This is a genomic window from Amaricoccus tamworthensis, from assembly GCF_049800875.1.
In the GTDB taxonomy this organism is placed as follows: Bacteria; Pseudomonadota; Alphaproteobacteria; order Rhodobacterales; family Rhodobacteraceae; genus Amaricoccus; species Amaricoccus tamworthensis.
Genome location: NZ_JBNAFV010000023.1, coordinates 19,082 through 31,971, shown reverse-complemented (window position 1 = coordinate 31,971; position 12,890 = coordinate 19,082). Strand labels below are relative to the sequence as shown.

Genomic DNA, 12,890 nt, shown 5'->3' with positions numbered 1-12,890 from the left:
AGACCGAAAATCATGTTTTTTCTTCAGCAGGCATTGGGATGGAAAACCTATGCAACTCAATTGGAACGAGTGCTAAGGACACGAACGGACTTTGACTACAAGGTAGTTGACCTTACCCATTTTCGCTGGCTGGCACTGCCTTACAAGCGTCAGCACATGGCGTCGCAGGAAAAACTGTATCGCCACCTGGATCCGATTGGCGGGTTTCACGGCTTTCTGGGAAGGTCAATTCGGGCGGAAATTGCCGCCTATGGGCCCGACCTGGTGCATTTTTCCGCACAGTATCCTTCAGGAGCCCTGCATTCCAGTGCGACAGGACCGGTTTTTACGGTCGCGCTGGATGCTACGCGACCCAATATGGAACGGCAGGTTGGAGGCGATTTCTGGAACAGTCGTGACTACCGGCGCGAAGCAGAACAGTTGCGGAATGCGGCTATGCTCTTTCCATGGAGTTCCTGGGCCGGCCGCTCCCTTGTAGAGGATTACGGCATTCCCGAGGACAGGATCCAGGTCGTGTTTCCTCCAATTGATCCGAGTACGGTGGGTACGGCGGAAGCTCCCGGTTCTGACGGTCTGCCCAACATCGCCTTCATTGGAAATGATTTTCTGCGTAAAGGTGGGGACCTGCTCGTTGACTGGGTCACGGGGCCTTTGGCCGGCAGGTGCAAACTGCACATCATGTCCCGAGATCCCGTAACTCGTGGGCTGGAGCGGCCCGGAATTGTGGTTCATGGTCAGGTTCCGCATTCGGAGCTTTTGGGAAAACTGCTGCCAGGCATGTCCTTTTTGTGCCACCCCACCCAGGCGGACATGTCGGCCTATGTGGTGATCGAGGCAAGCTTTGCGGGATTGCCCTCCGTGGCCAGTGCGATCGGCGGTATTCCTGAACTAATCATCAACGGCGAAACGGGGTGGACCCTGGCGCCGGACGATCATGCGGGTTTTCTCAAAATTCTGGAAATGCTGATCGCAAATCCGCAACTCGCGAAGGATGCGGGACAAAAGGCTCTTATCCGCGCAAACACCTATTTCAATTCCAACACAAACTTTAATCGAATGTTTGACATACAGATAAAACTTGCCATGGACCGGCGTCAGACCCTTCAGTACACGGCCCCGTAGGTGAGAATGGGGCAGATTGCAGCGGGGCTTTTGTAGAAACTGCCGCAGCCTCCCAACGCCGGGCCACGTCTACAGAATATTGGCTCCATCAATCTCAAGAATGACGACGTGGTCCGTCAGTTCAACCTCGACGCTGGAGCGATTGCTGTATTTCCTGATGCTATTGTCGCTAACCAGTGGGTCGAAAAGAGCTATCTGTCCATGGGGTCTGTCGAATGATACATCGACACTCAGAGGATCCGAAGCTACCGCCTTGCCGGTGGCCCTGTCCCACATGATGCTTTCCCGCCAGATAATGACATTTGCATCGCCATTCGAATTGTTGAGCGCAAACGCATGAGTGTTGCCGTCCCCCCCGGAAATATCGAACTCAAACGGCGTCGTGCTGTCAAACGCCCCGTTGCCGTCATCCTCAAGAATTGACGTGAGATTGTGCAGCGCGTGTGCCACCTCCTTGGGGGTTCCGTTCTTTTTGAAAAGGCCGAAATTCGACTGGTTATTGGTCGGGTCGTTAGCCTTCTCGTCGAGGAGTTCATAGAGATAGACGCTGTGAACATCCTGTTTGTAGGCGTTCATGGCCATGTTCAGCACCGATTTTGCCTGAACGGTCTCGTCCACGGAGATCGTGTTACCCTCCAGCGCGTTGCTGGGCAGCCCGGTCTCAGTCAGGATCGCAGGGCTGTTTCCGTCCAGAATCGCGACATTGTCCAGCCTGTTGATAAGCTCGTAATAGGGGATCAGCTTGGTGTTCATGTAGACATGGGCGGTTGCAAGATCGGAATGGTTCGACAGGTCGCCAAAGCCGTCGAACACCTCCGCATCACGGCCCAGCCAGACCGTGAAATTGGCGACGGGAACGTCCTCCAGGGCGCTTTCCGACTTTATGGAGGCATAGAGGAATTTCTGAAAGTCGGCCGCGGCCTTTTTGGTAGAAGAGCCCTCGAATGAGAAGTCCAGGTTGCCGACCTCATTCAGGCCCTCGAAACTTTTGATCGCGTCCGGATGCCTGTCGACGAAATCAGCGAGATAGTCGACATAGTCGTCCATCCACTGGGCGCCGCGTTGCGGGAAATGCTTCTGGATCAGGAAATTGAACTGGATACCCTCGTCGGCCAGCGCGTCATATACCGTCTCCACGCCCTCCTTTACGGGTACGGCGGATTTCACGCGGATGTTGTCGATCCCGATATAGTCGAGGCTGTTGAGTATTTTATTGTAGCCCGCACTGCCCGGATCAATGTCCCTCAGGACGACCCCAACACCGAGGAACTCGTTGAAAGCGCTCGCCGTCTGGCGCTGGGAGGCGGTAACCTCCGGGGAGGCCCCCTTTATCGCGTCCCTGTCATAGCCCACGTCAAGATAGCCGCCATTTATCATTTCCGCGGCATGGGTAAAGCGATTGTTGTCGATGGTTCCGAGAACCTTGAAGCTGGATACGCCGTCGGTCCGTCCGTTGGCGTCAAACAGGAGCGTTGAGCTGTTGCCGCCATGGTCGAACTCCACCCGGATGAAATCGTTAATGTCATGGGTGTCGATGTTGAAGCTCCCCATCTTCGCGCTGATGTCGATCACGTCACCATCCTCCGCAGAGAAGTCACCGACAAAATCCGCACCGTCCCCGAGGATGAAGATATCCGCACCCTCATTGCCGAAAAGCCGGTCCACGCCCTTTTGCCCGTCAAGGGTGTCATTTCCGCTTCCGCCAAAAATCTCGTCATATCCGGCGCCGCCCAGGTGCCTGTCGTTCCCGTTGCCGCCACGCAGAATGTCGTTTCCGCTTCCGCCAGAGAGGAAATCGGCCCCGTCATTGCCGAATATCTCGTCGGCCCCGCCATTTCCGTAGAGCGAGTCGTTGCCGTTGCCGCCGTTCAGCTCGTCGTTATGCGCGCCGCCCCGCAAAAGATCGTCACCGTCCCCACCGGTCAGCTGATCGACGCCCTTGCCGCCTAGCAGCGTGTCATTGTCGGCATCCCCGAAGAGGGTGTCGTTTCCGTCCCCGCCCTTAAGCATGTCCCGGCCCAAGCCGCCCTGAAGCGTGTCGTTGCCGGCATTGCCGAACATGGTGTCGTTGCCAGCCTCGCCTCGCAGAAGGTCGTCGCCTATAGCGCCCGTCAGCCTGTCATTGTCCTTGCCGCCGCGCAGTGTATCATTACCCTTACCGCCCTCAAGTATGTCCAGACCGTCGCCCCCAATCAGCTCATCGGAGCCCGTATCCCCGTAGAGGGTGTCGTTTCCGGTGCCGCCCAGCAGTTTGTCGTATTCATCGCCCCCGCGCATGAGGTCGTCGCCGGAACCGCCGTTGAGTATGTCCCGACCCCTGCCACCGATTAGGGTGTCCTTGCCGCTCAGGTTTGTGGCCATGTTGATTACCTATGGACGTTACAGATAACGGCACAGATTCACCGCGCCACCCTTGATATTTCGTGAATAATTTATACTGGGAAAACAGCGATGGGTATTTCAAAATCACGAAATTGACTTAAGTGAGCGGGATTTTGCTTAGTAAATGAGCGATATTCTGCCGAATATATTATATTATTAAACGATAATTTAATAAACTAATATTTACTTTGTGTTTTATTTATGAAATTTTAATAAATATATTTCGCATTATGAATAGTTTTATTTTTACTGATAGGACTCTCTCCGAAAACCTGATGACCAGTTTTTTTATTGGAACATTAGCAAGGTCCGATTTTGCCACGCGGCCCAACAGCAGGTTTTGAGGGTGGCGGACAGGTCCCTAACAATTTTTGATAATTTACATTAACCTTGCCTGATTGGCTGACATGGCTATTTAGTTAACGATGGAGTATCGATGGTTGTCGATTCTGGGGGCGTCAGCGATTTTTTGGTTTCAGTATTCTGGTAAGCTGCTTTCGGATCCTGGTCATGGATAGGCTGATCCGTTTTTTCTCAGCCGCTAGGGAACTTTCCGAAAAATCCGACATTAATTGCAGGTTTTGAGGGGGTGTTTAAATGCCCATTGCATTTACAAAAGTCAGTGAAATAACGGGCGGCAGCACGACGATTGCCGAACTCAAAAACCCTACATCTCTGCAGTTTGGGCCTGACGGGCGGCTTTACGTATCGGAACAGAACGGCACGATCAACGCATTCACCGTTGAGCTACAGAATGGCGTCTACGTAAAAACGGCCCAGGAAAACATCAAGGACGCCAGTGGCAATGAGATCATCAAGAACCTCCAGAACCACAATGATGACGGCACTGACGCCACGCAGAACAACCGCCAGGTCACGGGTATCGCAGTAACCGGAACGCCGGAGGAGCCGGTTCTCTACATCTCATCCAGCGATCCGCGGGTCCCGAACAGTTTCGACTCTGGCCTTGACACCAATTCCGGCGTTCTGAGCCGGGCCTCGTTCAACAACACCACTGGTGAGTGGGAGGTTGTTGATCTCATCCGGGGCCTGCCGCGTTCCGAGGAGAACCATTCCGTCAACGGCATACTTCTCAGTGAGGACGGGACCAAACTCCTGCTTCAGGTTGGCGCCAACACCAATAACGGCGCTCCGTCTCAGTTTTTTGCCTATACCGCCGAATACGCCCTTTCGACGTCGATCCTTGAGATTGACCTCACGGCCCTTGATGCCATGCCGGACCTGGTGGATCCCAACGGGGGCAAGAACGGTACGGCCCGGACCTACAAATACGATCTGCCCACGCTGGATGATCCCAATATTCCCAATGTCACGGATGGTGTCGGCGAGGACGCAAATGGCATGGACGAGGACGGGCCATGGGGTGGCAATGACGGCCTCAACATGGCGATTTTGCCCGCCGATGCGCCCCTGCGCATCTATGCGGACGGAACCCGCAACGCGTACGACCTGACCAGAACCGCGAACGGCCAGATTTTCACCGTGGACAATGGCGGCAACGGTACCCTTGGAAGCTTTCCGAATACGGAAACCGGTGATGAGGATGGCGACGGGGTGTCTGGTGAGGCCATCAGCACGCCCAATGATGGTGGCGCCGGTGAGGGAGAACCGCTGTTTCAGGTCGTCGAGGGCGGATACTATCATTTTGCCAATCCGGTCCGTTCCAACCAGAACCAGTCTTGGACCGTGTATGGCGATGACGGGCTGCCCGACGGAACGGTTGGGGTCAACACGGTCGCGGACATATCCACGCTGGTGCCGGCCGGGGTCAATATCGAGGCGGGCTACCTGATCGATCCGTCGAAATATGCGGCAGGTTTGGGTCAGACCCTGGCCGATCTGTCGGAGATCGAGCAGACGGCCTTTCTGCTTGCCAGGGGACAGGGGCTGAACCGTGGCGATCCCGCCGCCGGGGCGCTGACCATTCTTGGATCATCGACCAACGGGATTGTCGCCTATGACAGCGGCGGCACCGCCTTCAACGGCGTGCTCGATGGCGCGCTTTTCGTGACGCAGTTCAACAGCAACCTTACGCTGCTCAATGTCAATGCCATGGGCACTGGGCTCGATCCCGTGCCGACCGAGGGGGCCGACGGCATATTCGGCACCGCCGATGACGGGGTTGTGGAAGGTGGTGAGGACGGTGTCCTGGAGATCGCAAACGCCTCCACCGGGGCACCCCTGTCCGCGCCACTGGACGTGACCGTTGGACCTGATGGCACGCTGTGGGTGGCCGAACATCAGAACAACCGGATTACCGTGCTTGCGCCAACGGAGGTCAGCGCACCGGCCGACACCGATACGGATGATGACGGCATTGAGAATGTGGACGATCCCTTCCAGCGCGATGCAGCCAACGGCACGGGGGTTGTCATTGCCCCTGGCCAGTCCATGATCTGGGATTTTGATGACGATTCCGATGACAATCTTCAGGGTCCGTCGGGTTTTGCCACCGGCCTGACCGGGGCGGCAATCAACGGGGTGACGGATTTCGAGCAGTTTTTCCTGTCTCCCTCCACCCGTCCCGACCAGGTTACCCAGCTCGACAATGTCAAGTTCGCCACTGCCGCCGGTGGCGGCACTACGGTTGTCGAGTTCGTCTCCCAGGGTGAGGCCGATGGCGCCGCCAATTCCGGGGAGTTTCTGTTTCATACCGGGCTGAGTCTTGCGCCCACGGTCAGTGATGTCGTCTTTGACTGGACGATGATCAATCCGGCCAATCCCGATGCGGCCGCCACCCAGCCGATCACCGGCGTCTCCCAGCAGATCGGCGGCTATATCGGTACCGGCGACCAGTCGAATTTCCTCAAGATGGTGGCGGTTCAGACCGGGCCGTCGACATCCGGGTTTCAGATCCTGCTGGAAAACGGTGACACCACCGTTTTCAACGAGACCCTGACCGACAGCCAGGTTGACGTGTTCGACACCACGCAGATTCCCAATGGGGGTGCCATCTCGATCAGCCTGGCCGTGGACGTTCCTGGCGCCACCGCCATTGCAAGCGTCACCTATCAGACCACCCAGGGTGACCGGACCCTGACCGGCTCGGTCATTGATCTGACCGGAACCGCCGTTCTTGACGTGCTTGAGGGCGGTTATCAGGTCCAGGGTCAGGACAGCGGCTTGGCCGTGGGGCTTTACTCCTCGAATGCGGGCCAGTTGGAGGCGGATGCCTTCCAGGCGGTTTTCGATGACATCACGGTGACCGCAAACAGCCTGCCCGCGCAGGTGACGGCCGGTGACGACACGGCCGCGACCACCTCCGGCACGACCATCGTCATTCCGGTTGCCGATCTTCTGGCCAATGACCTGCCCGCTGACGGCTCGCTGGACGTGACCGGGGCGGGAAATGCGTTTGACGGCACCGTCAGTCTCAATGACGCCGGAACCCCGGGGGATGCCAGCGACGACAGTGTGGTGTTCACGCCGGACTTCGGATTTGTCGGCAACGCCTCCTTTGAATATACCGTCTCCAATGGCACGGACAGCGATACCGGTGCCGTCGATGTTCAGGTCGATGCCGTTTCCTCAGCGGTTCTTTACCGGGTCAATGCGGGAGGTCCACTGATTGCCTCCGTTGATGGCGGCCCCGACTGGTCCGCGGATACACAGGCCGATAACAGCCCCTATCTGGTGTCCGCAGGCAGCAACGGCGTTCAGGGGTATGCCCTGCCATTTGCCACAACCATTCTGCCACAGGGGGTTCCAAGACAGCTTTTTCTCAAGGAGCGTTTCGACCAGCCGTCGGCCCCGTCGATGCAGTGGGCTTTCGATGTTGCCCAGCCGTCGGCCTTTTATGAGGTAAAACTCTATCTCCGTAACGGGTTTGACGGAACCGGTGATCCTGGCGAACGGATTTTTGACGTGGCGGTGGAAGGGTCTGTACCGGCCACTTTTGACGACCTCGATCCCACGGCCCTGTTTGGCCATAAGGTTGGAGGTGTCGTCTCCACCGTCGTGGAGGTGACGGACGGAACCCTGGATCTGGAATTCCTGCACGGAGTGCAGAACCCGATCGTAAACGCCATCGAGGTGTCATCGGTATCGGGACCCACTCCGGTGACCGTCTCGATTGCCAGCGGGGCGTCGATCTCCGTAAACGAGGGCGAGGTGGGTGGAACCGCCTTTGTCTCGGTGACAACCGACATGCCCGTTCCGCCGTCCGAGAGCGTAACCATCGATTTTGAGATCGTTCCGGGAACGGCAACGCCGGGGGCCGGCAACGATTATGAGTATACCGGTGTCGGCGCCACGTTTAATGGTGGCGTCTATACCCACAGCGTCTCCATTGCCGGCAGTTCCTCCGACGTGCAGATCCCGGTCTCGATTCTCCAGGACATGGATGTCGAGCCTGGTGAGACATTCACGGTCAGGCTGCTGTCGGTGAGTTCCAATGCGGTTCTGGGAACCGTCAGTGAGACCACCGTGACAATAGAGGATGATGACAGCCCGGTTGTCGTTACGCTGTCGGGTGATCCGGCGGTAAGCGTAAACGAGGCGGCCGGGCAGATTGACATCTCCATTGTCACCGATCAGGTGCTGCCTGCGGGCTCACCGCTTGACGTGACCCTGGAAGTGACCGGCGGCACGGCCACGCCGGGTGCGGGGGGGGATTTCTCCGTCAGTGGCGGTACGCTTGGCGGATCGACCTATACGGTGACAGCTCAGATCCCCGGGGGCACCGACACCGTGACCCTGCCAATCGACATTCTTCAGGATACCGGTGTGGAGCCGAATGAGACGTTCACGGTCAGCCTTGTGTCGGTGGGAGCCAATGCGGTTCTCGGCAGTGCCGTGGAACAGACCGTCACCATCATTGATGACGATACCGTCTACACACCTCCCGCGGATACGCTTTTTGGAAACAGCATTGAAATCTCGGATGACCGGCTGGCCCCGACCGACGGGGGAATGCTGTCCCTGGGAGACAATCTCGTAACGGCGACCCAGGAGGGCGAATCCGGCGAAAACGGCATTCGTGACCGGGACTATTTCACCTTCACGATCCCCGATGGCCATCAGCTGACGGGTATCTTCCTCGATGATTTCGTCAACGACAATCCCTTGTCCCCCAACGGTTTCCTGGCTGTTCAGCAGGGCACGCAGATCACGGTCGATCCGGTCACCGGCGATCCCGACCAGGGGGCCGATCCGCTGCTGGGTGCGGTGGTGTACGGCTCGGGTGACGTTACCACGGACCTGCTCGCCACCATGGCGGCGGGCGGGGTGGTCGATCCGTCAACCGGTTTCACCCTGCCGGGCTTTTCAACCCCGCTGACCGGGGACATTGCGGTTTGGCTGAACCAGGGGGCGGGGCCGGGCGCACCCACCCTGCGGTTCGTGACGGAGGCGATGCCGCCCGTTGAGGGAGGGATTCTTTACCGGGTCAATGCGGGAGGCGAACTTGTTGCCTCGATTGATGACGGGCCCGACTGGACCACCGATACGGCGACCCAGAACAGCGTTTACCTGACCGATCCCGGCAGCAATTCGGTTTCGACGCCATTTGTGCCGGCCTCAGCCGACCTGCCTTCGGATGCGCCAGCGGAGGTTTTTGAATCCCACCGCGCGGATTCTCCTTCAGCCGGCACCATGAAATATGCCTTCGATGTGCCGGAGAACGGTTTTTACACCGTGCGCCTGTTCATGCGGAACAGCTGGAACGGTGCCGATGATCCCGGCGAGCGGGTTTTCGATGTGGCGGTTGAGGGTACGGTTCCCGCGGCCTTTGACGATCTCGATCCCACGGCCCTGTTTGGCCATAAGGTTGGCGGTGTGGCCGAAAGCACCGTTGAGGTTACGGACGGCACGCTCAATCTGGAGTTCGTGAACGGGATCAGCAACCCGCTTGTCAATGCCATTGAGGTGTTGTCGCTCACGGGAGCCGCACCGCTTACCGTTTCCATCGCCGATGGTGCGTCGATTTCCGTGGCTGAGAATGTGGCTGGTGGGACTGCCCTTTTGTCAATTGCCACCGACATGCCGGTTCCGGCCTCCGAATCCGTGACGGTCAATTTCGAGATCGTGCCCGGAACGGCGACACCCGGGAGTGACTATGAATATGTTGGCGGTACGCTGACCGGCGACATCTATACCGGCAGTGTAACCATCGCTGGCGGGTCCTCCGATGTGCAGATTCCGGTGTCGATCCTGCAGGACATGGATGTGGAGCCGGATGAGGCCTTCACGGTCAGGCTCACATCGGTGAGTTCCAACGCGGTGCTGGGCGCGGTCAGCGAGACTGAGGTGACGATCAGCGACGATGACGTTACACCGTCTGTTGGGGAGGCGGAGCTTTCGGTCAACCGGGACCAGAACAGTATCGAGGCCTCGAATTACAACACCGGATCCTTCGAGATTTTCAACTCGGGGACCAAAGCCATTACCTCGATCGAGATCGACGTGACTGACGCCCTGTTTCCGGATACGGTTTTCGATCCGTTCGGCGTGGCCGGGGACACCATTAATAAGGTCCTCACCATCGACTCCGAAGGTGGCACCGGGGTGCTCACCCCGACGGGCGGGTTCGACCAGCCCTCCGCTGTTGGCGTGACCTATTTCGGGGCGGGCGGCACGGCAGGCTTTGAGCGCATCCGTCTGGAATTTACTGATTTCGATCCAGGCGAGACCCTGACATTCTCAATCGACATGGATCCCAACTCGGTTGCGGGTGCAGCCAAGCTCACGCTCGACAGTGGGGCGGTGATTACGGACAAGCCCGGAGACGACACATGGGATGTTGGCGGGGTTGGCGGAGCGGAAATCAGCCACTCCCTCTTCTCCGTGACATTCGATGACGCGACAGAGTCCAGCGGACGGCTGATCGGACAGGGTACTGGACAGCAGATCGGGGCCAGAGCCATTGCCTCCCAGTCCGGCGGTTCCGCCGCCGTTTCCCTGACGGTGAACGGATTGACGGCAGGATCGGAAGGGACCTACGGGGCCGGCGGTCCGGCCGTAACCGTTCAGGGACCCGCCGGTGAGACGGCCAGGATCCTTCTGGCCAAGGGTTTCATTGTGCCGTTCGAAAACCTGTTCCCGGATACAGCCGATCCAAATGAGTATCACGACCAGCTTGACGCACAGCTTGCCACCCTGGCGGCAAGCGGCTTCCCGGCCAACAACGCGGCCGAACTGCAATATGTGGATGTCCTGCTGGACGGGACGGTTCAGGATGTCACCGCGTCCTTCGACTTCACGGATGTGGACGCCTTTACCATACCATCCGCATATTATGACGAAAGCCGGCTGCCCCTCGGTTTCACGGGGAGTGTGATTGATGTGGCCACGGACCTGCCCAAAGGTCCCGTTACGGCGCCAATACACCTGACCTTTGACGATCCCGCGCCCAACGCGCCAACCATCGCACCGATTGCGGATGTCTCCATAAACGAGACCGACACCGTCAACGTGACGGTCACCGCCACGGACCCGGACGGGAACGACACCGTGATGCTCGACGTCGCGGTGACGGATCCCCTCGGCGCCACCGTGCCGAATACGGAATACAGCTTCACCGACAATGGCGACGGAACGGCGGATTTCAGCTGGGTGACGCCGGATGTACAATCTGAGGTTGTGTACGACATCACGTTTATTGCAGATGACGGGATTTCCACACCTGCACAGGAGACGTTTAGCGTGACCGTCAATGACACTTCCAATCCAGCCGAGCCACCATTCCTTCCAAATTCCAGTGGTGACATCGTCATCGACGTGAATGAGATGGACGGCGGCGACGCAAATGGCTGGACTTTCCGAACCAATGTCACGGGTGCCACCGGCGGCACCGCACTGTCATGGGATGGCGACCAGTCCTTTGGCAGCCCGGCAAATGGCCAGCTGAGCTACAGTTTCACGCCGGATACGGACGGTATCTATTATTTTTCCCTGCGGTCGCTGAGTGAAAAGGGTCCCAAAACGGATCACAACGACGCGTTTGCCCGGATCACGACCGACAGCGGCAATGAAATCATTCCCAGAGACGGCTACAAGCAGGGACAGCTGTGGACCCCGTCCTTTACGGGTCACAGCGGGAATTTCAACGATGGCTGGTACAAGGTCTACCAGTATGGAGCCGCCGTCGATGAGTGGGCGTATTCGAACAGGAATGTGGACACGGTCGGCATTCCCCTCGGCTATGAGCTGACGGCCGGGGAAACCTATGTGGCGCAGGTCGCGGCGCGCTCGAACATGTATGTCATCGACCAGCTGCACCTTGCCTACCAGCAGGATCCGCCGAATGTTGATCCGAATGCCGGGGCGCTTGAGGTGACACAGCCGATCGACCCGTCCGCGTCCGCGGAACTGTCCGAACGCGGCTTCACCGGTGGCGGCGGCTCCGGGGCGCCCTCAATCATGGCCCTGCCGGATCTGACGGTTTACGAGACCGCGGTTGTCGATGTCGACATCGTCGCGACCGATCCGGACGGCAACAGCACCATAAACCTCGATATTGAGGTTCTGCGGCCCAACGGTCTGCCGGCGAACGCAAACAAATACACGTTTACGGACAATGGCGACGGAACCGCCGGTTTCATCTGGAACACGCCTCAGCGAAACAACGATGGGACCTTCGAGGTGATCGTCACCGCCGATGACGGGGACAATCCGCCGGTGGTGGAAAGCTTTGACGTCACGGTTCTCGATGGCACGCCGCCAGCCGGCTCGGATGAGATCATCTTCAGGGTCAATGCGGGCGGGGATCTCGTCGCGGCGGAGGATTCCGGTCCCGACTGGACGGCCGATACGGCATCCGCGAACAGCGTTCATCTGACTGATGCCGGCAGCAACTCGGTCGCGGCGCCAAATGTTCCCGCATCGGCGACACTATCCCCGGACGCTCCGGCCGAGGTGTATGAATCCCACCGCTGGGACCGTCCTGCGGGCAGCACCATGGAATATGCCTTTGATGTTCCCGATGACGGTTTCTACAGCGTGCGTCTGTTTATCAGAAACAACTGGAACGGGGCCAATGATCCCGGTGAACGGGTATTCGATGTGGCCTTGGAGGGAACGGTTCCCTCCGGTTTCGACGGCATTGATCCAACGGGCCTCTTTGGTCACAAGGTCGGCGGCGTTGTCGAAAGCACGGTTGAGGTTTCCGACGGGACGCTGAATGTCGAGTTCCTGAACGACATCAGCAACCCAATCGTCAACGCGATTGAGATTGTGGCAACGGACGACCCGTTCATGATTGGCTGATGCCGGTCTGATCCCCTGAACCCGAGCATCGGGGCGAAAAATTCCAGCCCCGCAGCCCATGGGGGACGGGAACCGGAAGCCACAATGCCCGGGTTCAGGCGGCTTTCAGCCGCCTACCTGATTGACTTGAACATTGGCACGTGGGAGTTTTCCCAAAATGG

Annotated in this window: 3 protein-coding genes; 2 read left to right on the top strand and 1 reads right to left on the bottom strand. The window is 58.3% G+C overall.

The window, feature by feature from the left end; translation table 11 throughout:
- The first annotated feature begins 69 nt into the window (after positions 1 to 69).
- Entirely contained in the window at positions 70 to 1,122 is a 1,053-nt protein-coding gene (locus ACP15P_RS21605; RefSeq protein ID WP_424930546.1) for a glycosyltransferase family 4 protein, read from the top strand.
- Between the two features lie 69 nt (positions 1,123 to 1,191).
- Here ACP15P_RS21605 and ACP15P_RS21600 read toward each other — a convergent pair whose 3' ends face one another.
- On the bottom strand, positions 1,192 to 3,483 hold the full coding sequence (locus tag ACP15P_RS21600; RefSeq protein WP_424930545.1) for a calcium-binding protein: 2,292 nt from the start codon (positions 3,481 to 3,483) through the stop codon (positions 1,192 to 1,194).
- Between the two features lie 618 nt (positions 3,484 to 4,101).
- On the opposite strand from ACP15P_RS21600, the gene ACP15P_RS21595 reads away from it, so the two are divergent.
- Positions 4,102 to 12,729: a malectin domain-containing carbohydrate-binding protein gene (locus ACP15P_RS21595; protein ID WP_424930544.1), complete on the top strand. Its 8,628-nt coding sequence runs from the start codon at positions 4,102 to 4,104 to the stop codon at positions 12,727 to 12,729.
- The last annotated feature ends 161 nt before the right edge of the window (positions 12,730 to 12,890 follow it).

Bases quoted from the DNA above. Each gene is read 5' to 3' on its own strand.
- ACP15P_RS21600 (WP_424930545.1), bottom strand. From the start codon at position 3,483: ATGGCCACAAACCTGAGCGGCAAGGACACCCTAATCGGTGGCAGGGGT.
- ACP15P_RS21595 (WP_424930544.1), top strand. From the start codon at position 4,102: ATGCCCATTGCATTTACAAAAGTCAGTGAAATAACGGGCGGCAGCACG.